This window comes from Streptomyces sp. NPDC048258 (assembly GCF_043201995.1).
In the GTDB taxonomy this organism is placed as follows: Bacteria; Actinomycetota; Actinomycetes; order Streptomycetales; family Streptomycetaceae; genus Streptomyces.
In genome coordinates this window covers 44,933-68,646 of sequence record NZ_JBICZH010000002.1, presented here as the reverse complement: position 1 = coordinate 68,646, position 23,714 = coordinate 44,933, and the positions used below count along the sequence as shown (strand labels likewise).

Annotated in this window: 21 protein-coding genes; 10 read left to right on the top strand and 11 right to left on the bottom strand. The window is 72.2% G+C overall.

Going from position 1 to position 23,714, the window contains the following annotated elements; genetic code table 11:
* Positions 1 to 103: 103 nt before the first annotated feature.
* The 6 genes from ACGFYQ_RS04485 to ACGFYQ_RS04460 all read left to right on the top strand — a co-directional run bounded on the left by ACGFYQ_RS04485 (position 104) and on the right by ACGFYQ_RS04460 (position 6,953).
* On the top strand, positions 104 to 328 hold the full coding sequence (locus ACGFYQ_RS04485) for a hypothetical protein (RefSeq protein ID WP_393739898.1): 225 nt from the start codon (positions 104 to 106) through the stop codon (positions 326 to 328).
* Between the two features lie 127 nt (positions 329 to 455).
* On the top strand, positions 456 to 1,280 hold the full coding sequence (locus ACGFYQ_RS04480) for a hypothetical protein (RefSeq protein WP_393739896.1): 825 nt from the start codon (positions 456 to 458) through the stop codon (positions 1,278 to 1,280).
* A gap of 1 nt (position 1,281) precedes the next feature.
* A complete protein-coding gene (locus ACGFYQ_RS04475; RefSeq protein ID WP_393739894.1) occupies positions 1,282 to 3,207 on the top strand; it encodes a fumarate reductase/succinate dehydrogenase flavoprotein subunit in 1,926 nt (641 codons plus the stop codon).
* Positions 3,204 to 4,034 (top strand): succinate dehydrogenase/fumarate reductase iron-sulfur subunit, encoded by an 831-nt coding sequence (locus ACGFYQ_RS04470; protein WP_393739892.1) that lies wholly within the window; start codon positions 3,204 to 3,206, stop codon positions 4,032 to 4,034. The genes ACGFYQ_RS04475 and ACGFYQ_RS04470 overlap by 4 nt, the downstream gene beginning before the upstream one ends.
* 67 nt (positions 4,035 to 4,101) lie before the next feature.
* Positions 4,102 to 6,192 (top strand): TPM domain-containing protein, encoded by a 2,091-nt coding sequence (locus ACGFYQ_RS04465; protein ID WP_393740879.1) that lies wholly within the window; start codon positions 4,102 to 4,104, stop codon positions 6,190 to 6,192.
* Between the two features lie 47 nt (positions 6,193 to 6,239).
* Positions 6,240 to 6,953: a PspA/IM30 family protein gene (locus tag ACGFYQ_RS04460; RefSeq protein ID WP_393739890.1), complete on the top strand. Its 714-nt coding sequence runs from the start codon at positions 6,240 to 6,242 to the stop codon at positions 6,951 to 6,953.
* A gap of 203 nt (positions 6,954 to 7,156) precedes the next feature.
* Here ACGFYQ_RS04460 and ACGFYQ_RS04455 read toward each other — a convergent pair whose 3' ends face one another.
* The 7 genes from ACGFYQ_RS04455 to ACGFYQ_RS04425 all read right to left on the bottom strand — a co-directional run bounded on the left by ACGFYQ_RS04455 (position 7,157) and on the right by ACGFYQ_RS04425 (position 15,260).
* Positions 7,157 to 9,769, bottom strand: coding sequence for a SpoIIE family protein phosphatase (locus ACGFYQ_RS04455; protein WP_393740877.1), 2,613 nt, complete (start codon positions 9,767 to 9,769; stop codon positions 7,157 to 7,159).
* Between the two features lie 158 nt (positions 9,770 to 9,927).
* On the bottom strand, positions 9,928 to 10,356 hold the full coding sequence (locus ACGFYQ_RS04450) for an ATP-binding protein (RefSeq protein WP_393739888.1): 429 nt from the start codon (positions 10,354 to 10,356) through the stop codon (positions 9,928 to 9,930).
* Positions 10,357 to 10,495: 139 nt separating this feature from the next.
* On the bottom strand, positions 10,496 to 10,921 hold the full coding sequence (locus tag ACGFYQ_RS04445) for a (deoxy)nucleoside triphosphate pyrophosphohydrolase (protein ID WP_393739886.1): 426 nt from the start codon (positions 10,919 to 10,921) through the stop codon (positions 10,496 to 10,498).
* 27 nt (positions 10,922 to 10,948) lie between these two features.
* Positions 10,949 to 11,134: an SPOR domain-containing protein gene (locus ACGFYQ_RS04440; protein WP_328927454.1), complete on the bottom strand. Its 186-nt coding sequence runs from the start codon at positions 11,132 to 11,134 to the stop codon at positions 10,949 to 10,951.
* A gap of 356 nt (positions 11,135 to 11,490) precedes the next feature.
* A complete protein-coding gene (locus ACGFYQ_RS04435; protein WP_393739883.1) occupies positions 11,491 to 12,243 on the bottom strand; it encodes a GntR family transcriptional regulator in 753 nt (250 codons plus the stop codon).
* A gap of 138 nt (positions 12,244 to 12,381) precedes the next feature.
* Positions 12,382 to 13,560, bottom strand: a complete 1,179-nt coding sequence (locus ACGFYQ_RS04430; protein ID WP_393739881.1) for a DUF4190 domain-containing protein — start codon at positions 13,558 to 13,560, stop codon at positions 12,382 to 12,384.
* A 128-nt stretch (positions 13,561 to 13,688) separates the two neighbouring features.
* A complete protein-coding gene (locus tag ACGFYQ_RS04425; RefSeq protein WP_393739879.1) occupies positions 13,689 to 15,260 on the bottom strand; it encodes a S8 family serine peptidase in 1,572 nt (523 codons plus the stop codon).
* A 229-nt stretch (positions 15,261 to 15,489) separates the two neighbouring features.
* On the opposite strand from ACGFYQ_RS04425, the gene ACGFYQ_RS04420 reads away from it, so the two are divergent.
* The 3 genes from ACGFYQ_RS04420 to ACGFYQ_RS04410 all read left to right on the top strand — a co-directional run bounded on the left by ACGFYQ_RS04420 (position 15,490) and on the right by ACGFYQ_RS04410 (position 18,663).
* A complete protein-coding gene (locus ACGFYQ_RS04420) occupies positions 15,490 to 16,587 on the top strand; it encodes a pyridoxal-phosphate dependent enzyme (RefSeq protein ID WP_393739877.1) in 1,098 nt (365 codons plus the stop codon).
* Positions 16,588 to 16,851: 264 nt separating this feature from the next.
* Complete coding sequence (locus ACGFYQ_RS04415) at positions 16,852 to 17,670, top strand: isocitrate lyase/phosphoenolpyruvate mutase family protein (protein WP_393739875.1); 819 nt, start codon at positions 16,852 to 16,854, stop codon at positions 17,668 to 17,670.
* A gap of 57 nt (positions 17,671 to 17,727) precedes the next feature.
* Positions 17,728 to 18,663 carry an EamA family transporter gene (locus ACGFYQ_RS04410; protein WP_393739873.1) on the top strand — a complete coding sequence of 312 codons (936 nt, stop codon included), beginning with the start codon at positions 17,728 to 17,730 and terminating at the stop codon, positions 18,661 to 18,663.
* 24 nt (positions 18,664 to 18,687) lie between these two features.
* Here the strand turns inward: ACGFYQ_RS04410 and ACGFYQ_RS04405 are convergent, their stop codons facing one another.
* The 4 genes from ACGFYQ_RS04405 to ACGFYQ_RS04390 form a co-directional block, all read right to left on the bottom strand.
* A complete protein-coding gene (locus ACGFYQ_RS04405) occupies positions 18,688 to 19,470 on the bottom strand; it encodes a trypsin-like serine peptidase (RefSeq protein ID WP_393739871.1) in 783 nt (260 codons plus the stop codon).
* A 5-nt stretch (positions 19,471 to 19,475) separates the two neighbouring features.
* Complete coding sequence (locus ACGFYQ_RS04400) at positions 19,476 to 20,573, bottom strand: alpha/beta hydrolase (protein WP_393739869.1); 1,098 nt, start codon at positions 20,571 to 20,573, stop codon at positions 19,476 to 19,478.
* 268 nt (positions 20,574 to 20,841) lie between these two features.
* The gene (locus ACGFYQ_RS04395) at positions 20,842 to 21,939 is read right to left on the bottom strand and encodes an alpha/beta hydrolase (protein WP_393739867.1); all 1,098 of its coding nucleotides are present in this window, start codon (positions 21,937 to 21,939) and stop codon (positions 20,842 to 20,844) included.
* A gap of 178 nt (positions 21,940 to 22,117) precedes the next feature.
* The gene (locus ACGFYQ_RS04390; protein ID WP_393739865.1) at positions 22,118 to 22,555 is read right to left on the bottom strand and encodes a MarR family winged helix-turn-helix transcriptional regulator; all 438 of its coding nucleotides are present in this window, start codon (positions 22,553 to 22,555) and stop codon (positions 22,118 to 22,120) included.
* A 79-nt stretch (positions 22,556 to 22,634) separates the two neighbouring features.
* Between ACGFYQ_RS04390 and ACGFYQ_RS04385 the strand changes: the two genes are divergently transcribed.
* Complete coding sequence (locus ACGFYQ_RS04385) at positions 22,635 to 23,654, top strand: SMP-30/gluconolactonase/LRE family protein (protein ID WP_393739863.1); 1,020 nt, start codon at positions 22,635 to 22,637, stop codon at positions 23,652 to 23,654.
* The last annotated feature ends 60 nt before the right edge of the window (positions 23,655 to 23,714 follow it).

Genomic DNA, 23,714 nt, shown 5'->3' with positions numbered 1-23,714 from the left:
GCCCGCAATCGCTGCACGTCCCTTCACAACCGGGGACGGGAAGCGCGACACTCGCAGGCGCACATGAGCGCTGCCACCGCACCTGCGGAAGTGAGGGCAAATCATGTCCCTGCAAGATGATCTGAGCGCCGTACGGCGCAACCTGGACGAGCTGACGCGCAAGGTCGAACAGCTGGAGCAGCAGGCGAAGCGGCAGAAGCCGGCGCCGCCGTCGGCCGCGCCGGATCCGTCCCGGATGGTGACCATCCCGGACACGCCGTACGACAACGCGCTGTGGACGGACACCGACGACGAGGGCCTGGGCGCGCGCGACCGCCACGCCCCCTGACGGCGGCCACCACCGCTCCAGCCGGTCGACCCGTTTCAGCCGTACGACCCGCTCCCCCATCTGGCCCGGCCGCCCGAGGCGGCCGGGCCTCCTGGGCCACCCCTCTTCACTCCTCCCGGAGTCCCCTTTGGCCACAGGCACACAACCACCCCAGCAGCGGCCCGGCGGCGTCCACGACGCCTCCCGGGCCGCGATCGCTGCCCGGCACCTGCGTACCGACCGGTGGTGGCTGGCCCCCGCCGGCACCGCGGCCGGGCTGCTCGCCTTCATCGTCTACTCGACCTGGCGGGCCTTCGCGAACGCCGACTACTACGCGGCCCCGTACGTCTCCCCCTTCTACTCCCCGTGTCTCGCGGAGAACTGCGAGGAGATGCGCGGCGGCCCCAACTGGGACCTCTTCGGCAGCTGGTGGGGCCTGTCCCCCGCCCTGCTGATCCTGGTCTTCCCGCTCGGCTTCCGGCTGACCTGCTACTACTACCGCAAGGCCTACTACCGGGGCTTCTGGGCCTCGCCGCCCGCCTGCGCCGTCGCCGAGCCGCACGCGAAGTACACCGGCGAGACCCGCTTCCCGCTGATCCTGCAGAACGCGCACCGGTACTTCTTCTACGCGGCGGTCCCGGTCGCGGGCATCCTCACGTACGACACCGTGCTGACCTTCCGCGACGAGCACTACGAGTGGGGCCACATGGGCCTCGGCACGCTGGTGTTCGTCGTCAACATCGTGCTGATCTGGGCGTACACGCTGTCCTGCCACTCCTGCCGCCACATCATGGGCGGCAAGCTCAGGCACTTCTCGAAGCACCCTGTGCGCTACCGGCTGTGGGGCTGGATCAGCCGGCTCAACTCCCGCCACATGCAGCTGGCGTGGGCCTCCCTGATCAGCGTGGCCCTGTGCGACTTCTACGTGTACCTGCTCGCCAGCGGCGCCTTCACCGACCCGAGGATCTTCTGAGATGGCTCAAGTGGAACGGCAGCAGTGGGACGTGGTGGTGGTCGGCGCGGGCGGCGCCGGGCTGCGGGCCGCGATCGAGGCCCGCGAGCGCGGTGCCCGTACGGCCGTGATCTGCAAGTCCCTCTTCGGCAAGGCTCACACGGTGATGGCGGAGGGCGGGATCGCCGCCTCCATGGGCAACGTCAACGAGGGCGACAACTGGCAGGTGCACTTCCGCGACACCATGCGCGGCGGCAAGTTCCTGAACCAGTGGCGGATGGCGGAACTGCACGCGAAGGAGGCCCCCGACCGGGTCTGGGAGCTGGAGACCTGGGGCGCCCTCTTCGACCGCACCCCCGACGGGAAGATCTCCCAGCGCAACTTCGGCGGCCACGAGTACCCGCGCCTCGCGCACGTCGGCGACCGCACGGGCCTGGAGCTGATCCGCACCCTCCAGCAGAAGATCGTCGCCCTCCAACAGGAGGACTTCAAGGAGTTCGGGGACTACGAGGCCCGGCTCAAGGTCTTCCAGGAGTGCACGGTCACCAGGGTCCTCAAAGACACTGCATCCGATGGCGGCTCCGCCGCGGGGAGGGTCTCGGGGACCTTCTGCTACGAGCGCGAGTCCGGCCGCTTCTTCGTCCTGGAGGCCCCGGCGGTGGTCCTGGCCACGGGCGGGATCGGCAAGTCCTTCAAGACCACCTCGAACTCGTGGGAGTACACGGGTGACGGCCACGCGCTGGCGCTGCTCGCGGGCGCGCCCCTGCTGAACATGGAGTTCGTGCAGTTCCACCCCACGGGCATGGTCTGGCCGCCGTCTGTGAAGGGCATCCTCGTCACCGAGTCCGTGCGCGGCGACGGCGGGGTGCTGCGCAACTCCGAGGGCAAGCGGTTCATGTTCGACTACGTCCCCGACGTCTTCAAGGAGAAGTACGCGGAGTCGGAGGAGGAGGGCGACCGCTGGTACGAGGACCCGGACCACAACCGGCGTCCGCCCGAGCTGCTGCCGCGCGACGAGGTGGCCCGGGCCATCAACTCCGAGGTGAAGGCGGGCCGCGGCTCCCCGCACGGCGGGGTGTTCCTGGACGTGTCCACCCGGATGCCGGCCGAGAAGATCAAGCGGCGGCTCCCGTCGATGTACCACCAGTTCAAGGAGCTGGCGGACGTGGACATCACGGCGGAGCCGATGGAGGTCGGCCCGACCTGCCACTACGTGATGGGCGGGATCGCGGTCGACTCCGACACCGCCGCCACGGTCGGGGTGCCGGGGCTCTTCGCGGCGGGCGAGGTCGCGGGCGGGATGCACGGCTCGAACCGGCTCGGCGGGAACTCCCTCTCCGACCTGCTGGTCTTCGGCCGGCGGGCCGGACTGCACGCGGCGGAGTACGCCTCCTTCCCGGCCGGGCGCCCGGCCGTCTCCCAGGCGCAGATCGACGCGGCCGCCGAGGAGGCGCTGGCCCCGTTCCACGCCGCCGAGGGCGCGGAGAACCCGTACACCCTCCACCAGGAGCTCCAGACGACCATGAACGACCTGGTCGGCATCATCCGCCGGGCGGGCGAGATGGCCGAGGCCCTGGAGAAGCTGGCGACCCTGCGCGAACGGGCATCCCGGGCCGGTGTCGAGGGGCACCGCCAGTTCAACCCGGGCTGGCACCTGGCGCTGGACCTGCGGAACATGCTGCTGGTCAGCGAGTGCGTGGCCCGCGCGGCACTGGAGCGCACCGAGAGCCGGGGCGGGCACACCCGCGAGGACTGCCCGGCGATGGAGCGGAGCTGGCGCCCGGTGAACCTGCTGTGCCGCCCCGTCGACCCGGCCCCGGTGGATCCGGCGGCCGACCGGATCGCACTGGTCCGGACCCGTACCGACCCCATCCGCCCGGACCTGCTCGCGCTCTTCGAGAAGGAAGAGCTGGTCAAGTACCTCGCCGAAGAGGAGCTCTACGAATGAGTACGTACGACGCGAGCTTCCGGATCTGGCGGGGCGACGCCGAGGGCGGATCGCTCAGGGACTTCACCGTCGAGGTGCACGACGGGGAGGTGGTCCTGGACATCGTCCACCGGCTCCAGGCCACCCAGGCCTCGGACCTCGCGGTGCGCTGGAACTGCAAGGCCGGCAAGTGCGGCTCCTGCAGCGCGGAGGTCAACGGGCGGCCGCGGCTGATGTGCATGACGCGCATGTCGACGTTCACGCGCGAGGAAACGATCACGGTCACCCCGCTGCGCGCCTTCCCGGTCGTGCGGGACCTGGTCACGGACGTGTCCTTCAACTACCGGAAGGCACGGGAGGTCCCGGCCTTCGTGCCGCCGGAAGGGGTGGCGCCGGGCGCGTACCGGATGCGGCAGATGGACGTGGAACGCTCGCAGGAGTTCCGCAAGTGCATCGAGTGCTTCCTGTGCCAGGACACCTGTCACGTCGTGCGCGACCACGAGGAGAACAAGCCCTCCTTCGCCGGTCCGCGCTTCCTGATGCGGGTGGCGGAGCTGGACATGCACCCCCTGGACGCGGCGGCGGAGGCGGGCCTGGACCGCAAGCGCACCGCCCAGGAGGAGCACGGGCTCGGCTACTGCAACATCACCAAGTGCTGTACGGAGGTCTGCCCCGAGGGCATCAAGATCACCGACAACGCGCTGATCCCGCTGAAGGAGCGGGCGGTGGACCGCAAGTACGACCCGCTGGTGTGGCTGGGGAACAAGATCCGGCGCCGGTCCGATCCCGGGTCACCGCCTGCGGCTCCGGCTGCGGCTCCGGGTGCGACTCCGGGTGCGGAGGGGTGAAACCGCCCATAATCTCCGATATGTGATTCCGTCGAGAAGCCAGACGAGAAGCAGGCCGCGCAGCGGGCTGTTCGTACGGGCCGGGCTCGCCCTCGCCGCCGCGCTGCTGGCGCTCGGCGGCTGGGGCGTGGCCGGGGCGCCACCGGCGCGGGCCGACGATCCCGTCACCCTTTCGCAGCAGGGGCAGATCACCGACCGCGTCGGGGCGCTGGGCGACCGGAAGGGGTCGGTCACCGCCGCGCTCGACAAGCTGTACGCCGACCGGAAGATCCAGCTCTTCGTGGCGTACGTACGCGACTTCTCCGGGCGCTCCGCACAGAGCTGGGCCGACGCCACCGCGGAGAAGAACGGCCTGGGCCAGGACGACGTGCTGCTGGCGGTGGCGACCGGGGCCCGGCAGTACGCGTACTCCGCCGCCGTCGACTCCGGTTTCACCGAGGAGCAGCTCGCGGCCGTCGCCCGGACCGCCATCGAGCCCGCCCTGAAGCAGAACGACTGGGCGGGCGCCGCCATCGGCGCGGCCAACGGCTACAACGCCGTGCTCGGCGGGCAGCCCGTACCCGTGCCCGCCGTCACCCCCGGCCCGGCCGACCCCGGCGGTGAGGGGAACGGTGAGAGCGGGGCGGGGGACTTCGTGCTCCCGGTGATCGCCGTCGGCGCCGCCGGAGCGCTCGGGGCGTACGCGTACCGCCGCCGCAAGCGCAAGGACGCCGTGATCGGCGCCGCCGGCCGCGGTACGACGACCGGCCCGGGCTGGCCCGAAGGAGCGCCGGACCGGCTCCCGCTGCCGGAACTGGACGCCCGGGCCAAGGCGCTGCTGGTGGAGACCGACGACTCCGTCCGCACCAGCACCGAGGAACTCGGCTTCGCCTCCGCGCAGTTCGGGGACGAGGCGGTCGTCCCGTTCACCGCGGCCGTGGAGTACGCCAAGTCCGAGCTGACGCACGCCTTCCGGCTGCGCCAGCAGCTCGACGACGCCTACCCGGAGGACGACGCGACCCGGCGCCGGATGCTCGACGAGATCGTCGCCCGGTGCACGGAGGCGAGCCGGCGGCTCGACGCCGAGTCGGCGGACTTCGACCGGCTGCGGGACCTGGAGAAGAACGCCCCGCAGGCCCTCGCCACCGTGGAGGCGCACTTCCGGGCCCTGACCGGGCGCACGACGACCGCCGGGGCGACCCTGACCGCGCTGACGCGGCGGTACGCGGACTCCGCGTCCGCGCCCGTCGCCGCCAACCCCGAACAGGCCGAGGACCGGCTGCTGTTCGCCACCGCCAACCTCGGCGAGGCCCGCGCGGCCGTCGACGGCGGCGACAACGGAAAGGCTGCCGTGCACGTACGGGCCGCCGAGGGCGCGGTGGACCAGGCCGCGACCCTCGTCGACGCGGTCGAGCGGCGGGCGCAGGAGCTGGCGGAGGCGGCCGGGAAGCTGCCGGGCGCGCTGAACGAGACGGAGACCGACCTCGCGGACGCGCGCGGGCTGCTGACGGGCACCGCGGAGGGCACCTCGACGGGCGACCTGCGCGGCCGCATCGGCCGGGCCGAGTCCGTGCTGGCCGACGTACGGCAGGAGCAGGCGGCCGGCCGGTACGACCCGATCGACGCCCTGCGCCGTGTCGAGGAGGCCGACGCGGCCCTGGACGAGGCCCTCTCCGGGGCGCGGGAGCGGGAGACGGGCCGGCAGCGGGCGGCGGCCCTGCTGGACCAGGCCATGCTGTCGGCGCGCAGCGCGATCGGGGCGGCCACGGACTACGTCACCACCAGCCGGGGCGCGGTCGGCAGCCAGGCCCGCACCCGGCTGGCGGAGGCCGGACGGCACCTGGAGCGGGCGGTGTCCCTGACGGCCGCGGACCCGACGGGCGCGCTGGCGGAGGCACAGCAGGCGGACGCGCTGGCACGGCAGGCGCAGCAGCTGGCGGAGCAGGACGTACGGGCGTACCAGGACCCGTACGGGGGCCGGCGCCCGGGCGGCGGCCAGGGCGGCGCCGTACTCGGCGGGATCATCCTCGGCGAGATCCTGCGGGGCGGGGGCGGCTTCGGGGGAGGCGGGGGCTTCGGGGGCGGCGGCGGGGGCTTCGGGGGCGGCGGAGGCCGCGGCCCCGGATCCTTCGGCGGCGGCGGGACCCGCGGCCGGATGGGCGGCGGCGGCCGCTTCTGAACGGCGCACACCAACCCCCTCACCAGGAGCACCGGGAGAGACCCCTCATGAGCAAGCAGACCATCCTCGGCCGCGTCACCCAGCTCGCCAAGGCCAACATCAACGCCCTGCTGGACCAGGCCGAGGACCCGCAGAAGATGCTGGACCAGCTGATCCGCGACTACACGAACAACATCTCGGAGGCGGAGCAGGCCGTCGCGACGACGATCGGCAACCTCCGGATGCTGGAGGCGGACCACAAGGAGGACGTGGAGGCGGCCGCCGAGTGGGGCGGCAAGGCCCTCGCGGCGAGCAGGAAGGCGGATGACCTGCGGGCGGCGGGTTCCGCGGTGGATGCCGACAAGTTCGACAACCTGGCGAAGGTGGCGCTGGGCCGGCAGATCCAGTCGGAGAAGGAGGCGAAGACGGCGGAGCCGGTGATCGCCGCCCAGACGGAGGTCGTCGACAAGCTCAAGTCGGGCCTGGACTCGATGAAGAACAAGCTGACGGAGCTCCAGGCGAAGCGCGACGAGCTGGTGGCCCGGGCGAAGACCGCGCAGGCGCAGAACACGATGCTGGACGCGGTGAAGAACATCGACGTGATGGACCCGACGAGCGACCTGAACCGCTTCGAGGAGAAGGTCCGCCGCGAGGAGGCCATGGCGATGGGCAAGCAGGAACTGGCCGCGTCCTCACTGGACGCGCAGTTCGAGTCCCTGGAGGACCTCGGCAAGACCTCGGAGATCGAGGCCAGACTCGCCGCCCTCAAGGCCACCGCCTAGCGGTCTCTCCCTGCCCGGAGGGCGCGGGCTCCGCCCGGACCCGCGCCTCAAACGCCGCCGGGGCCACGCCCCCGTTGCAGCAGCCCTTCGAGGGAGTCGTAAGGGGCGTAGATCATCTCGTCTTCGTCGCTCATCACCCCGCACCCTGCCCGACCGGGGGTGCGGCCGCCACGCGATATCGGCCCGCACCGGCGGGCGGCGGATCAGCCGTACATGCTCAGCAGTTGCTCCGCCGAGAGCCCCGAGACCGCCTCCGCCGCCGCGCCCGGCAGGGGGAGCTCGAACCAGACGGTCTTGCCGCGGTGGGTGCGGCGCGTGCCCCAGCCGGCCGAGAGCAGGCCCACCAGCTGGAGGCCGCGGCCGCCCTCGTCGGTGTCGCGGGCCCGCCGGCGCCTCGGCTGGACCAGGTTCGCGTCCCAGACCTCGCAGACCAGCGTCCGGTCCAGCAGCAGCCGCAGCCGGATCTCACCCTCCCCGTACCGCAGGGCATTGGTGACGAGCTCGCTGACCAGCAGTTCGGTGGTGTCCAGCAGGCCTTCCAGGCCCCACGCCGGCAGCTTCGCCCGCGCCAGCTCCCGGGCGCGGCCCACCGACCGTGCCTCGCGGGGCAGTTGCCAGTCCCCCACCGCGTCGACCGGCAGGCCCTGCACGCGCGCCATCAGCAGGGCGATGTCGTCCTCCCCGTGCCGGGTGTCCAGCGTGTTCAGGACGTGGTCGCAGACGTCCTCCAGCGGGCGGACCGGGTCCGCGAGGGCCTCACGCAGGCCGCGCAGGCCCTCCTCCAGCGGGTGGTCGCGGGATTCGACCAGGCCGTCGGTGTACAGCGCGAGCAGCGCCCCCTCCGGCAGATCCACCTCGACCTCCTCGAACGGCTCCCCGCCCACCCCCAGCGGCATTCCGGTGGGCACCTCCAGCAGCAGGGCGGGCCGCGCCGCGCCGCCCTCGTCGGGCGGCTCGACCAGCACGGGCGGCATGTGGCCCGCGTTGGCGATCGTGCAGCGCCGCGTCACCGGGTCGTAGACGGCGTACACGCAGGTGGCGAGGTACACCTCGGAGCGGTCCGCGTCCCGTGAGTACAGGGCCGCACGCGAAGCCTGCTGGGATCCGCCGGGGGCCCCGAGGCCCCGGGCGATCTCGTCCAGCGCGGTCAGCACCTCGGCCGGTTCGAGGTCGAGCAGCGCGAGGGTCCGTACGGCGGTCCGCAGTTCGCCCATCGCGACGGCGGCCCTCAGTCCGCGGCCCATCACGTCGCCGACGACCAGCGCCGTGCGGTGGCCGGGCAGCTCGATGACGTCGAACCAGTCGCCGCCGACCTCGGTGGCCGCGTTCCCCGGCAGGTAGCGGCAGGCGATGTCCAGGCCGGCCGCCTCCGGGTCGCCGGGCGGCAGCAGGCTGCGCTGCAGTATCAGCGCCCGCTCGTGTTCGCGCCGGTAGAGCCGCGCGTTGTCGATGCACACGGCGGCCCGCGCGGCGAGCTCCACCGCGACCGCCCGGTCCCGTTCGCCGAAGGGTTCGCTGCCCTTCGTACGGGAGAACTGCGCGAGGCCGACCACCGTGTCGTGGGCGACCATCGGCACGACCAGCGTGGACTGGACGAGGCCTTCCGGTCCGCCGCCCTCGATCAGCCGCGGCCGCGCCGTGCGCAGCGCGAGCGCGCCCGGCGAGGCCGCCGGATAGCGGTGGATCTCCCCTACGGAGACCAGCGCGCCCGGTCCCGACAGCGGGGCGTCCGAGACGGCGGAGGCGAAGGCGACCCGCCGCAGGGGCGCGGAGGGAGCCCGTCCGGCGCCCAGCCCGGGCGGCAGCGAGGGCACCCCGGGGCCCTGCGGACGGGCGGGCCGGTCGTCGTCGCCGAGCAGCAGCCCCTGGTAGAGGTCCACGGCGGCCAGGTCGCAGAAGCCGGGCACGGTGACGTCGAGGAGTTCGCGGGCGGTGGTCTCCAGGTCGAGGGAGTTCCCGATGCGGTGTCCGGCCTCGTTGAGGAGCGCGAGATTGCGCCGTACCCCGGCGGCCTCGCGGGCGGCGAGGTGGCGGCGGGTGACGTCGGTGCCGATGCCGGCGACGCCGATGGGACGGCCGGTGCCGCCGTGCACGCGGTAGAGGTTGATCGACCAGTGCCGGTCCTCCCGGCTGCCGGGGGCGGCCCCGGTGATCCGGAGGTCTGTCACCGAGTCCCCGGTCTCCAGCACCCGGCGCAGGGCCTCGGCCATCCGGTCGGCCTCGTGCACCGGGAGGTAGTCGTGCACGGTCCGGCCCCGGTGCTCCTCGGCGGCGCCGCCGAAGACGGTGGCGAAGCGGCGGTTGGCGCGCTGCACGGTGAGGTCCGTACCGAAGAGCAGGAAGCCGAAAGGAGATTGGCCGAATATGGCTTGGGAGGCCGCCAGATCGGATTCGATCCGGCGCAGCGCGCGTACGTCGACGACGACACACAGGGCGGCCCGCTCGGCGGCTTCGGTCTGGGTGGGCATCACATAGATCTCGGCCACGCCGTGCTCGCCGTCCCCGCCCGGGATCCGGAAGGGGACGAGGCCCGTCCACTCCTTGCCGTCGAGGATCTCGGCGACGCGGCGGTGTCCGCCGGCGCGCAGCTCGGGCGGCATGAAGGCATCGACCGGATCGCGCCCCACGGCCTGGACGGCGGTCAGCCCGAAGAGTTCCTCGGCGCGCAGACTCCACTGATCGATGAGCCCGTCAGGTCCGATCGAGAAGGAAGCGACCTTTATGTAGTCATATATCGAGCCAGGCGGACTGCTGTGCCACAGGGAGTCGTGCCATGTCTCCCCGGGCACCCTGGTCTGATGTGCCTGCGCAGGTATCTCGCTCACGCGACCGTCCCCTCCAGCTCACCGCAACCGGACCGGCCATGACCGAAGTATTCAGCACCACGGCCCCGGACGGCACGGCGTTCACGATCACAAAAAGGTCCCGTTAGTTTTTAGCCACCTCGTGTGATGGACGGCCACCCTTCCCCTTGTTACTCACCAGGAAGTGCCAACTCGAACCACACAGTCTTGCCCGACTTCCCGTGGCGGGTCCCCCAGCGCTTCGAGGAGACGGCGACGAGATGCAGTCCCCGGCCGCCCTCGTCGTCGGGCCTGGCGACCCGCTCGCGGGGCGGATCCGGAAGCGGATCGGAAACCTCCACGAGCAGCGCGGGGCCGCCCCCCGTTCCGTCGACGGCCGGATTCCGCCGTTCCAGACGGACGCCGATGGGGCCGGACGCGTACCGCAGGGAGTTGGTGACGAGCTCGCTGACCAGCAGGACGGTCACATCGCCGATGGAGTCCAGGCCCCAGGCCCGGAGGGTTCCGCGCACGGCGTTGCGGGCGGTGCGGACGGCACCGGGTTCGGCGGGGAAGGCCCACTCGGCACATTCACCGTCTGTGTCGATCACGCCGATCACTTCCCGGGCCAGCTGGGACCCCAGTCCGGTTCGTCGGGGACGAATGGGGGACGAGACAGGGATTAATAGCGACATACCCGATATTTGGGGCGTCGTACCACTCGATCCCGCACGCACGGCGCACTGTGGCGCAGACGGCCTACAGTGCGAGCGTCACGCGCCCCCCTGCGCCCTCGTCGCGCAGCCGGCGCCCGGCCTCGGCGACCGCGGGCCGGTCCTGGTCGAGCCAGTCCACCGACTCCAGTTCCTCCGGCCCGAGCCAGCGCAGCTCGTCGTGGTCCTCCAGCGGCGCGGGCTCGCCGGAGACCAGGCGGGCGGTCCAGACGTGCAGGACGAGCCCGGGTTTCAGCGGCCACTCGCCCGGGATCCGCTCCAGCGGTTCGGCCTCGACGCCGAGCTCCTCGCGCAGTTCGCGCACCAGCGCCTCGGGGACGGACTCGCCGGGTTCGGCCTTGCCGCCCGGCAGTTCCCAGCGTCCGGCCAGCTCGGGGGGTGCGCTGCGGCGGGCGGCCAGCAGGCGGCCCTCATGACAAAGGGCTCCGCCCACGACCACTCGTACAGTCATGGACGGAGCCTATGTCAACGCTGTCGCTCAATTCATCGTGGCGGTCTGACCGATCCGCTCGACCCAGTAGAGCTGCTTGTGTCCTCGGTCGTCGAGGCTGTCGACGACCTTCTGGGCCTCGGCCCGGGTGGGGTACCGGCCCACCCGGTAGCGGTTGCCGTTGTCGTCCTGACGTATGACGTGCCACGGGAGCAGGGCACCGCTGTCGTTCATCGCGTTTCACCCTCCGCCGGCGTACCTGCCCAGGAAACCGCATTGCGCATATGCCTGAGCTTACGCCCGGACTTTACGGAGCGGATACGGTTTTTCACGAAGAGGTACCTCGCAGGCGTACGCATCCGGCCATGCGTACGAGTGGGCCGTGCGCTCCGGCTCGGACCCGGCGCACGGAGGGCGTCGGGAGGGGGCGGCTCCGGCCGCGAAGAAGGAGGGCGGGCCCGCGCGTGACGCCCCATCACCCTTGGGCACGGCAAGGGGGTTGCACCCCCACCCCCGGCATCACCAGGGCGTTGTCGACTCCCGAACCCGCGGGCGAGCCTGGGCAGAGGCCCGCACAGGCGGGGCGGCGGCTAGCGCACCGGAAGGTGGTACGACAGGCGGTAGCGGTCCGCCGGGACCACCACGTCGGCGGTTTCCACGGCGCGGCCGGAGGCGAAGTAGGTGCGCCCGATCACCAGCACCACGTGCCCCGGGACCCCGCCCAGGAGGAAGATCTCCTCCGCCAGGCCCGGCCGCGCGCCGACCTCCTCCACCACGTTGTCCACGACGACATCGATCGCGGCCATCCGGTCGACCACCCCGGAGCCGCCCAGCGGACCTTCCTCCGGCAGCATCACGGGGGTCCGGCCGGTCACGGACAGCGGCTCCCACGAGGTCGACAGCATCATCGCCTCCCCCGCGTCGCGGAAGACGTACCGCGTCCGCATCACCCGCTCGCCCGCCCCGATGCCGAGCCGCTCGGCGATCTCAGCCGGGGCAGCCGTCTGCTCGCTGTTCGACTCCCAGGTGCCGCGCGCCCCGGAGTCCGCCTGCTCCTGACGGAACGGCGTCGAGGCGCCGCCCGTGCGGTAGCCGGAGCGCGCGACCCGCCGCGGCACCGGCTGCTCCCGTACGTACGTACCCGACCCGGACCGGCCCTCGACCAGGCCCTCCGCCATGAGGACCTTGCGCGCCTCCAGCGCCACGGTGTCGGAGACCCCGTACTCCTCGCGGATGCGGGCCTGCGAGGGGAGCCGGGCGTGCGGGGGGAGGGAACCGTCGACGATCTTCCGTCGCAGATCCCCGGCCACGCGCAGGTAGGCCGGCTGCTCACCGAAAGACACTGGCCGCTCCCATCAGGTTGACAGACAGCTACACCCTGGCAACCGACGGTTGTACATCGCAAGCAAGGGCCAAAGTTTCACCCGAAGTGATGAAGCCAGGTCACTCAAACCCGTTACCGCGCGTTACCCCCGACGACGTCACGCCGCCTGCGCCGAGGGACCCCGGCCGGCCCCGCCCTCCGGGCTCCCCGAGGACTCCTCCAGCCACTCCGGAACCTCCGTCGACAGCCCGTACGCGCCGCGCAGCGCCTTCTCCGTGTCCACGGACATCGCACCCAGGGCCCGGCCCCAGTGCTTGTCGAAGTCCGCCGCCGTCTTCGCCTGGGAGGTCCGCTGCCATGCCGCGCGGGCCGCCTCGATCTCCTTGAGCTGCGCCTGGACGGCCTTCTCCAGCCCCGGCCGGGCCTTGTCGGCCTCCAGCACCTTCGCCTCCTCGCCCAGCGCCGCGTACACCTCGCGCGCCCACGCCTGGTGCTCCGGGAGCGCGTCCTCGATCTCCTCCTCGGGCGCCCGGCCGACGAGGAACTCGACGGCGTTCGCGGCCCGCAGGAACGCCGCCTGCTCGGGCTTCAGCGTCCGCGCGTCCCGGCGCAGGCTGCCCCGCTGCTCCTCCTCGGTCGTGCCGATCACGCACAGCAGCCGCCGGTCCCCCTGGCGCCAGGACTGGCGTGAGGGCGCGAAGTAGAACATGTCCGCGTACGCGGGCAGCGCCCACGTGTCCATCGCGTACTCGTCCTGCGCCTTCCAGCACGCGTCCTCGGACGCGCGGTCCGCCTCGGCCGACTCGGCGAGGCCCGTCAGGTCCGTCGCCTTCGACGCGGTGACCTCTCCGTGGTGCGCCTGCGCGCAGTCGACCTTGTACGTCAGCGGCCGGTCGGCCAGCAGGTCCCCGTCCGGGACGTTGAAGCAGTCGCCCGCCCGCAGGTCGTCGAGGTCCGTGAGGTCGCCCTCGACGTCGCTGAGCTCGCCCATCGCGTCGAGCCGGTCGCGGACCGCCCCGCCGACCCGGTCGACGGTGACCGCCAGCACGCCGGTCATCACCACGGACACCACCAGGCCCACGATCGCCAACGCCCTGCCCCGCTGCCGCTTCTTCGCGATCTGTACGAGGGCCACGACGCCGAAGACGATGCCCAGCGGCGGCAGGCACAGCAGCCCGACGAGGAGCGAGGCGAGCGCGAAGCCGTTGAGCTCCGGCTGCGACGGCGCCTGCGACTGCGACTGCCCGTAGCCGGGCGGCGGCGCCCACACCGACTGCGGGGTGGGCGGGGGCCAGGAGTGGCCAGGTCCGGGCGGCGGGCTCGGCGGGGTGCTCACGGGGTGAGGGACTCCATCACAGGGCGGGTGCGAACGAATTCGCGAATAGTACGCAGCGGGGGCGACCGCCCTGTCGGTCGCCCCCGCCTGTTCATCGCGGCTCAGCCGGTGTGCTCAGTTCACGTCCCTCAGAACTGGAGCGCCCAGGAGTCGATCTTGCCGGTGTCGATGTTCGCGTTGTCGTTCACGCGCAGCTTCCAGACGCCGTTCGCGACCTCGGAGGAGGCGTTGACCGTGTAGGTCTGGTTGATGTTGTCCGTGCTGCCGCCGGCCCGGTTGTGCAGGGTGTAGACGGTGCCGTCGGGGGCGATCAGGTCGACCTTCAGGTCACCGATGTAGGTGTGCTTGATGTCGACGGGAACGCTCAGGGTCGCCGGGGCGTTGCCGGAGACTCCGCTGACGGTGATCGGCGATTCGACGGTCGAGTTGTCGTTGATCGCGTAGTCCGCGGTGTTCTCGAAGCGCGGGCCGGGCGGGACGGTGCCGCCGGTGCCGACGTTGAGCAGGCGGTTGGGGGAACCGGTCCCGGGGCTGGTCACCACGTTCGGGGTGGCCGCGGCGACCAGGCCGTCCCGGACCTGGGCCGGGGTGCTCGACGGGTTCTGCGACAGGTACAGGGCGGCCGCTCCCACGACGTGCGGGGTGGCCATCGACGTGCCGGAGATGGTGTTCGTGGCGGTGTCGCCCGTACCCCACGAGGAGGTGATGGAGGAGCCCGGCGCGAAGATGTCCAGGACGGAGCCGTAGTTGGAGTAGCTGGCCTTCGCGTCGGTGTTGGTGGTGGCGCCGACCGTGATGGCCTCGGCGACGCGCGCCGGGGACTTGGTCGAGGCGTCGGTGGACTCGTTGCCCGCGGCGACGCCGTAGGTGATGCCGGAGGCTATGGAGTTGCGTACGGCGGTGTCGAGCGCGGAGTCCGCGCCGCCGCCGAGCGACATGTTGGCCACGGCCGGCTTGACGGCGTTGCGCGTCACCCAGTCGATGCCGGCGACCACCTGGGCCGTCGTGCCCGAGCCCTGGTTGTTGAGCACGCGGACGCCGACGATCCTGGCCTTCTTGGCCACGCCGTACGAACCGCCCGCGACGGTGCCGGCGACGTGCGTGCCGTGGCCGTGGCCGTCCTGCGCGGTGTTGTCGTTGTCGATGGCGTCGTAGCCGTCGGAGGCGCGGCCGCCGAAGTCCTGGTGCGTCTTGCGGACGCCGGTGTCGATGATGTAGGCGGTGACGCCCTCGCCGGCCTTGTCCGGGTAGGTGTAGCTCTGGTTCAGCGGGAGCGCCCGCTGGTCGATGCGGTCCAGGCCCCAGGACGGCGGGTTGGGCTGGGTGGCGTCGACGGTGAAGACGCGGTTCTGGACGACCGATTTGACCGCTGGGTCGGCGGCCAGCTTTCTGGCCTGCGCCTCGGAGACCTCGACGGAGTAGCCGTTGAGGGCCGCGCTGTAGGTCCGGTCGATCTTCGCGCCGTACCGCTTGGCCACGGCCTTGCCGCTGTCCGCGGTGGAGCGGGCGGCGGAGTCGTTCAGAGTCACGATGTAGCTGCCGGAGACGGTTCCGGCGGCACCGGCGTTCTCGATGACGCCCAGCGGGGCGTTGTCGGCCGCGGAAGCGGGTAACGCGGCTGCCGCGCCGAGCGCGAGGGCCACGACGGCGGTCGCGCTGATGCCGGCGATCTTCCGGCGGGTGTGACGCATCACGGACATGTGAGGGGTCCTCCTCATAGGTGGTGCGCTGCGGGGGGTGAGGCGGAGCCGTACACGCCGCACGGTCGCACGGACATGGTGGGATAGCCATGCTCATGACAAACCATTCGGCCCAACGGGCTGCCGCCTCCGAAAGGTTGACGCACCGTCGTCGCCGCCCACAAGAGGACGGCCGAGCCGTAACATCCGTGCCATACACAGGCCATGATTGAGCAAAGGCTCCTCGCACATGACGCACGCACTCCCCGGATACCTCTGCCCAGAGGACGGCACCCGCGCGGACGTCCGGACCGCCCCCTGGTGCTGCCCGGTCTGCGGCAGCCCCTGGGACCTCGACTTCACGCCGGATCCGGCCAGTGTGCTGGAACCTTCCGCCGGGCCGAACTCGCTGTGGCGGTACGCGGCGGCGCTGCCGCTGCCGGGGGCGTTCTCCGTGTCGCTGGCGGAGGGACACACTCCGATGGTGCCGCTGGCGGAGCGGGTTCACGCCAAACTCGACTTCCTGATGCCGACGCTGTCGTTCAAGGACCGGGGCGCGGTGATGCTCGCCGAGCTGGCCCGGCGGCTGGCCCCGCGGCGGGTGGTGGCGGACAGCAGCGGCAACGCGGGGACCTCGGTGGCGGCGTACTGCGCCCGGGCCGGGCTGAGTTGTGAAGTTTTCGTGCCGGAGGGCACCTCGGAGAGGAAGACGGACCGGATGCGGGCGCACGGGGCGGCCGTACGGGTGGTCCCGGGCGGCCGCGAGGCCGCGGCGGCGGCGGCCCGGGAGGCCGCGGACGAGGCGGGGGTCTTCTACGCGAGCCACGTCTTCAACCCGTACTTCCTGCACGGTACGAAGACGTACGTGTACGAGGTGTGGGAGGAGCTCGGCGGCCGGCTCCCGGAGGCCCTGGTCGTCCCGGTGGGCAACGGCACCCTGCTGCTGGGAGCCGCGCTGGCCGCGGAGGAACTGGCCCGGCGCGGGGTCAGGCCGCCGGCGCTGATCGCCGTACAGGCGGAGGCCGTGGCCCCACTGGCGCGGGCGTTCGCCGCGGGCGCCGAGGAAGCGGACCCGGTGCCGCAACTGCCCACCCTGGCCGAGGGGATCGCGATCCCGGCGCCGCCGCGGGCCCGGCAGATCCTGGCGGCGGTCCGCAAGTCCGGCGGCACGTTCGTGACGGTCCCGGAGGACCACGTGCGCGAGGCCCAGCGGGACCTGGCCCGTCGCGGCCTCTTCGTGGAACCGACGGCCGCGGCCTGCTGGGCCGCGGTCGGCCCCCTGTCCCCGCACAACCCCCTCCAGGGCCGCACGGCGGTCCTCCCCTTGTGCGGCGCGGGCGCCAAGTAGGCGGGGCGCCGCCGCTTCCCCGTGCGTGGCTGTCCGGTGCGGCGCCGGGGGGGGGGGGGGGCGCCCCCCCCCCCCGCCGGCGGGGGGGGGGGGCGCGCCGCCCCCCCCCCCCGGGGGGGGGGGGCGGGGGGGGGGGGGGCCCCCCCCCCCCCCCCCGGCGGCGCAGGGAGGCCAGGACGCGTCGACCCCGCCGGAGGCGTCGGGCCGGACGTTCATGTCGGAAACTCGCGCGACCCGATCGGGCCGGTCTGCTGAACTGGGCGCATGACCAGCAACCTTGACCTCGCCGCCCGGGCCCGCGCGTTCGCGGCACTGCACACCCCCGCCACCCCCCTCGCCCTGGCCAACGCCTGGGACGTCGCCGGCGCCCGTATCGTCGAGGCGGCCGGCGCGCCGGCCGTCGCCACCACCAGCGCCGGCGTCGCCTGGTCCCTCGGCTCGCCCGACGGCGACGCCCTGGCCCGCGACCGCGCCCTCGACCTCGTCGCCCGCGTGGCCGCCGCCGTCTCGGTCCCCGTCACCGCCGACATCGAGAGCGGCTTCGGCGCCGACCCCGCCGCCGTCGCGGAGACCGTCGCCGGGGTGCTGGCCGCCGGCGCGGTCGGCGTCAACATCGAGGACGGCACCCGCGCCCCCGCCGAGCACGCCGAGCGCGTGGCCGCCGCCCGCTCCGCCGCCGAGGCCGCCGGCGCCCCGCTGTACATCAACGCCCGCGTCGACACGTACCTCAAGGGCCTCGGAGACCCCGCCACCCGCCTCGACGAGACCCTCGCCCGCGCCGCCGCCTACCTCCGGGCGGGAGCCACCGGCATCTTCGTCCCCGGCGTCACCGACCCGGCCACCGTCGCCGAGCTCGCCAAGGGCATCGACGCCCCGCTCAACGTCCTCGTCGGTCCCGGCGCCCCGACCGTCGCCGAGTTCGGCGCCCTCGGCGTAGCGCGCGTCAGCCTCGGATCCTGGGTCGCCGAAGCCGCGTACGCCGTGGTCCGCCGCGCCGCCGAGGAGCTGATCTCCGGCGGCACCTACGGATCGCTCGCGGACTCCCTCCCGTACGGCGAGCTGAACGGCCTGCTCAAGGGCTGATCAAGGGCTCATCAAGGGCGGACCAAGGGCTGATGGACGACTGAGAGGATCCGGGTCATGCGCATATCGACCCCGGTGGACAGCAAGACGACCGCCACCACCCCGCACCGCAAGATCACCGGCGCCGTGTGGACGGCCCTCCTCCTCGTCTACGTCGTCTGGGGCTCGACCTACCTCGGCATCCGGATCGTCGTCCAGACCATGCCGCCGTTCCTCTCCGCCGGAGCCCGCTTCATCGCCGCCGGCCTGCTGCTGACCGTCGCCGTCGCCTGGCGCTACGGCCCGGCCGCGCTCAAGGCCACCCGCGCCCAGCTCGGCTCCGCGGTCCTGGTCGGCCTGCTGCTGATCCTCGGCGGCAACGGCCTGGTGGTCCTCGCCGAGACCTCCGTACCGTCCGGGCTGGCCGCGCTGCTGGTGGCGGCGGTGCCGATGTGGGTGGTGGTGCTGCGGTCGAGCACCGGGGACCGGCCGCCGCTGCGCACCCTGGGCGGGGTCCTGGTCGGCCTGGCCGGGCTCGTGGTGCTGACCAGCCCGGGGCTGAGCGGGGAGGTACGGCTGTCCGGAGTACTGCTGGTGGTGGCCGCGTCGGTGCTGTGGTCCCTGGGCTCGTTCTCGGCGTCGAAGCTCAGCCTGCCGGGCAATCCCTTCACGGGCAGCGCGTACCAGATGCTCGCGGGCGGCGTCGCCGGAGTGCTGGTCGGCCTGCTGCGCGGCGAGCACCGCGGCCTGGACCCGGCGGCCTTCTCCACCGCCTCCTGGCTGGCCCTCGGCTACCTCGTCGTCTGCGGCTCGCTCGTCGGTTTCACGGCGTACGTGTGGCTGCTCCAGGCCGCTCCGCTGTCGCTGGTGTCCACGTACGCGTACGTCAATCCGGTGGTGGCCGTCGCACTCGGCGCGCTGATCCTCGACGAGGCCCTGACCTGGCCGATCCTGCTCGGCGGCGCGATCGTCGTGGCGGCGGTGGGCGTGATCGTCAGTACGGAGCGCAGGTAGCCGGGCAGCCGGAGCGGGCGACGCTCAGCCCCGCGCGGCCCGCTCGTACAGCGCCTTCGCGCGCTCGTCGAACAGCGCGGCCGTGGAGTCCACGTCCGTGTCCCCGCCGCTCAGCACCCCGATGAGCCGGCCGGGCCGCACCGGACCGCCCCGGTCGGCGATCCAGGGGCTGCCGCTGGTCCCCGTCCAGAACCCGGCGCAGCTGATGTACAGCATGTCGGGGTCGTCCTCGTCGTGGCGGGTCTGCGTCGTGCAGGAGACGGGCTTGTTCTGCGGGTTGTGCTCGGACTCCGGATAGCCGACGACGGTCACGTCGCGCTGGTAGCCGGAGGTCCACTCGGGCTTCGGGGCCTCTGCGCGGCCGCCCACGGCCTCCTGGACGCTGCGCCCGTCCTCGTCCGGGGCGATGGTGAGGAAGGCGAAGTCGGCGGTGTCCTCGCCCCACTTCGTCCAGCGCTCGTCCACGTGGATCGAACTGACCTTCCACACCCCCAGCGGGTGGCTGCCGGAGCCCTCTCCGGAGAAGGCGGGGGCGAAGGCGAGCTCGCCGATGGCATGGCCGTCGTGGGCGAGCTCGCCCGGCCGCCCGTCCTCGCCGGCCGGGGCCACGCAATGCGCGGCGGTGGCGACGACGTTGCCCTTCGGGCTGTCGACGACACTCGCCGTGCACCAGTGCTCGCCGTTGGCCGTGAGGACGCCCACGGTGGGGAAGGGGTGCACCGGCCGGTCGCCGGGCGCCTTGAGGAACGCGACGGCGAACACCATCGCGATCCCCGCGGCGGCGGCCGCCGATGCCCCCTTCACCACCGGGCTCACTGCACGCCGGGGTCGGGTGTCGGTGCCAGCATCTGCTTGCTGATCCACGCCAGTGCGCCCTCCCTCATGCCGCGTACGTACGACTTTCCGTTGTGCTCACCATCCTGGATCACCTGCAGCGTGGTGTGCACGGGGCCCTTGCCGTAGTCCTTCATGAACTGCTCGGCCTTCTCGCGGCCGCTCTCCGCGGTGCCGATCTGGAAGTTGATGTAGACGTCCGGACCGCCGTCCTTGATCAGCTTCTCGGCGAGCTTCTCCGGGTTGTTCTCGTCCATGGCCTGCGTGTTTCCCTTCCACAGCGGGGAGTCGGGGACGATGTCGACCCCGCTCGCGATGGCCGCCTTGAAGCGGTCGGGGTACTTCAGGACGTGCTTGAAGGCGCCGAATCCGCCCGCCGAGGAGCCCATGAAGGCCCACCCGTCGCGGGAGGTGAAGGTGCGGAAATTGGCCTTGGTGAAATCCGGGATGTCTTCGACCATCCAGGTGCCCATCCTGGGCTCTCCGGGGATGTCGGAGGCGTCGAAGTGATGCTTGGTGTCGGCGTTGTGCACCGGCATGATCAGGATGAAGGGCAGGCTGGTGCCTGCCGTCGCCCCGTCGCTCACGGCCTTCTGGAGGCCGAGGCCGGGGCCCGTACCCCAGTAGTTCGTGGGGTAGCCGCGGCCGCCGGGCAGGGAGATCAGGACCGGGAAGGCGCTCTTGGCGTACCTCGGCTCGTCGTACTCCTTCGGCACCCACACCCACACGTCACCCGTGAAGCCGGACTTCGCCCCGGTGAGCGTGGTCCGGCCGATCTGGGTGCCGTCCGGAAGCCGGCTGGTGCGGACGAACTCGGCCTTCGGCCCGGTGGGCATGCGTACGCCCGGCCGGGCGTCGGAGGCCTTGGAGGCCTTCGGCTTGACGTCGGCATCGACCTTCCCGAAGGACACCGGATCCCCTATGTCCGAGAAGAGGCCGGACTTGTACGCGGCGGCGGCGCCCCCGGCCGCGAGGGTGAGCGCGAGCCCACCGCCGATCAGAATCAGGCGCAGGCGCTTGGGGCGACGGCCGCCCTTGGTCGTGGGGCCGCCGTCGCCTTGCTGGTCATGCTGCACGGAATTTGTCCCGTTCCTTCTCCGGCGCTCGCTGCGGAGCGCGGGTCGGACCGATCGGTCCCCCTTACACCCTTTACAGAGGTATGAACGACGGGATGGGTTGCCTGGGACGGGGGTGACGTGGCGATCACCACGAGGTGATCGCCACGGGCCGTGCGCGCGGGGATTCGGGCGCCCGTACGCGCCTCGGGGCGGGCGTCGGACGAGCCTCGGGGCGGGCGTCGGACGAGCCTCGGGGCGGGCGTCGGACGAGACCTCGGTACGGGCGTCAGCCGGCGGTGGCGGGCTGGGGAGCCTTGAGCACCTTGCTGATCCACTCCAGGGAGCCTTCCTTCATGCCCCGCACGTAGTGCCAGCCGTTGTGCTCGCCATTCTGGATGTCGCGGATGGTGATCTTGACGGGGCCCTTGCCGTACTGCTGCTGGAACTTCGTCATCCGCTCCCTCCCGCTCTCCTTGGTGCCGATCTGGAAGTTGATGTGGACCTCGGGCCCGTTGGAGTCGATCAGCTTCCTGGCGAGCGTCTCCGGGTTGTTCGCGTCCATCTCGGCCTGGTGGCCCTTCCAGAGCGGGGAGTCGGGAACGATCTCGCCGCCGCTGGCGATCACGGCCTTGAACCGGTCCGGGTGCTGAAGGACCGTCTTCATGCCGACGAAGGCGCCGGAGGAGGAGCCCATGAAGGCCCAGCCGTCACGGGACTTGTACGTACGGAAGTTGGCCTTGGTGAAGTCCGGGACGTCCTCGGCGATCCAGGTGCCCATCTTGGGCTGGCCGGGGATGTCGGCGCCGTCGTAGTAGTACTTGTTGTCCGGGTTGAGCACCGGCATGACCACGATGAAGGGGAGGCTGGTACCGGCCTGGACGCCCTCGCTGATGGCCTTCTGGAGGCCGAGGCTGCGGTCGGACCAGTAGTTGGCCGGGAAGCCGTTGCCGCCGGGGAGCGCGATGAGCACCGGGAAGCCGGTCTTGGCGTACTTCGGGTCGTCGTACTCCTTGGGCGCCCACACCCACACGTCGCCCTCGAAGCCGGACTTCGCGCCCGCGAGGCGGGTCTTGGCGATGACCGTGCCGTCGTCGAGCTTGGTGGTCTGCTTGAAGTCGGACTTCGGGCCCGTCGGCATGAGCACGTCCGGGTCGCCGGTGGGCTTGGGGGTCGGGGACCCGCTGGGGGTGGCCTGCTGCTCCGCGACGGGGGCCGGCGCGCCCTTGCCGAAGCTCACCTTCTCACCGTTGCCGGAGAACCAGTCCAGCTTCCAGGCGGCGAACCCGCCGCCACCGCCGAGCAGGACCACGAGGGCGACCACCGCGGCGATCCATATTCGACGGCGGGAGCGCTTGGGCTGCGGGCGCTGCGGGTACTCGTGCACGGACTTCGCTCCGAACGGTCATGGCTGCCCCGGGGCGGGACAGAACGGCTGGGCATCCCCTAGGGGGTGGGATGTACGAAACCCCCACACAGTTCCAAATGCGAGCAAAACATTAAGGGGCTCTCAGCGGAACAGGGGGTGTCTCAACGGGTTCTCAACGGGTGTTCGAACGGGTGACTCAACGCTGGCCGTCGAGCACCTCCGCACACCGGCCGAGCAGCCGGACGAGCTGCTCCCGCTCCTCCCCGGTGAACGCCGCGGCGAGCGCCCGCTCGACCCGCACGGCCCCGGAATCGGCCAACTCCAGCGCCGCGCGCCCCTCGTCGGTGAGCCGGGTCTCCAGCACGTTGCGATGCCATTCGTGCGGGGTCCGCTCGATGAACCCGCGCTCCTGGAGGTTCTTCAGCACGGTGTTCATGGTCGGCGGGGTCACCCCGCACAGCCGCGCGAGCGCGGCGGCGGAGATGCCGGGCTTCTCGTCCAGCCAGAGCAGCGCGGCGTACTGCGGAACCGTTACTGCGGCCGGCTTGCACGCTGCGCTCTTCGCCGCGAGAAGTGCCTGCTCAGCGCGCTTGAGGTGCGCGCCGATGCGCTCAGCGGGGGCCATGGAGGTCATTCCCGCATCCTACGGCCCTTGCATGCATTAGAACTCTAACTTACATTCGCCTTCACCTACTCAGTAGAGGACACACGTGATGGCGTACTCGACGAAGCGGCTGCGGATCGCGGCCATGGCGACGGCACTGACGACAGCACTGACGGCGGCTCTCGCCGGGACGCTCGTATGCGGAGCGGGCCCCGCCCAGGCCCGGACCCCCGGCGCTGGCGCCCGTATATCCACGGCCTTCACCCTGCCCGGCGCGAAGGTCTACCCGGAGGGCATAGCCACGGACCCCCGCACCCACACCGTCTACGTGGGCTCGTACGCGGACGGCACCGTCTACCGCGCCCGCCCCGGCCGGCCCGAGGCCGAGGTGTTCCTGCCCTCCGGCACCGACGGCCGCCACACGGCGAACGGCTTGCGCGTCGACGCCCGGGGCCGCCTGTGGGTCACGGACTCCACCGCCGGCGTCTCCGTCTACGACACGGCGACCGGGACCCGCCTGGCCCACTTCGAGGTGGCCGGGACCTCCCCCCGCTTCGTCAACGACCTGACCTTCACCCCGGACGGCAGCGCGTACCTGAGCGACAGCGTCCGCGGGGTGATCTACCGCGTGACCCCGGCCCAACTGGCCGCCGGCAGCGGCACCCTGACCGAGGCGTACGACCTCACCCCGGCGCTGCGGCCCCGCCCGGCGGGCTCGTTCAGCCTCAACGGCATCGTCTCGGACCGGGCCGGCCGCTACCTGCTCACCGTCGACATGCCCGAGGGCGACCTCTACCGCGTCGACCTGCGCACCGGCGCCGTCCGCCGCGTCGACCTGGGCGGCGCCGACCTCAAGGCCGGCGACGGCCTCGACCTCTCCCCCGACGGCACCCTGCGCGTGGCGCACAACACCACCAACACCCTGACCCGCTGGCGGCTCGGCCGGGACGGCACGCGCGCCCGCCTGCTCCACACGATCACGGACCCGTCCCTGCAGATCCCCACGACCCTCGCCCACACCCCGGGACGCACCCTGGTGGTCCGCTCCCAGTTCGACAAGGGCGGCCCCATGTCCCCCGGCTCGGGCACCCCCACCACGTTCACGATCGCCTCGGTCCGCGGCCTGTAGCAAGCATCCCGCCGCGGACCGGCCGGGCATGCCGAGACACGGAAATCCATGGCACACCGG

Bases quoted from the DNA above. Each gene is read 5' to 3' on its own strand.
- ACGFYQ_RS04485 (WP_393739898.1), top strand. From the start codon at position 104: ATGTCCCTGCAAGATGATCTGAGCGCCGTACGGCGCAACCTGGACGAG.
- ACGFYQ_RS04475 (WP_393739894.1), top strand. From the start codon at position 1,282: ATGGCTCAAGTGGAACGGCAGCAGTGGGACGTGGTGGTGGTCGGCGCG.
- ACGFYQ_RS04470 (WP_393739892.1), top strand. From the start codon at position 3,204: ATGAGTACGTACGACGCGAGCTTCCGGATCTGGCGGGGCGACGCCGAG.
- ACGFYQ_RS04460 (WP_393739890.1), top strand. From the start codon at position 6,240: ATGAGCAAGCAGACCATCCTCGGCCGCGTCACCCAGCTCGCCAAGGCC.
- ACGFYQ_RS04445 (WP_393739886.1), bottom strand. From the start codon at position 10,921: ATGACTGTACGAGTGGTCGTGGGCGGAGCCCTTTGTCATGAGGGCCGC.
- ACGFYQ_RS04440 (WP_328927454.1), bottom strand. From the start codon at position 11,134: ATGAACGACAGCGGTGCCCTGCTCCCGTGGCACGTCATACGTCAGGAC.
- ACGFYQ_RS04425 (WP_393739879.1), bottom strand. From the start codon at position 15,260: ATGTCCGTGATGCGTCACACCCGCCGGAAGATCGCCGGCATCAGCGCG.
- ACGFYQ_RS04420 (WP_393739877.1), top strand. From the start codon at position 15,490: ATGACGCACGCACTCCCCGGATACCTCTGCCCAGAGGACGGCACCCGC.
- ACGFYQ_RS04415 (WP_393739875.1), top strand. From the start codon at position 16,852: ATGACCAGCAACCTTGACCTCGCCGCCCGGGCCCGCGCGTTCGCGGCA.
- ACGFYQ_RS04410 (WP_393739873.1), top strand. From the start codon at position 17,728: ATGCGCATATCGACCCCGGTGGACAGCAAGACGACCGCCACCACCCCG.
- ACGFYQ_RS04390 (WP_393739865.1), bottom strand. From the start codon at position 22,555: ATGACCTCCATGGCCCCCGCTGAGCGCATCGGCGCGCACCTCAAGCGC.
- ACGFYQ_RS04385 (WP_393739863.1), top strand. From the start codon at position 22,635: ATGGCGTACTCGACGAAGCGGCTGCGGATCGCGGCCATGGCGACGGCA.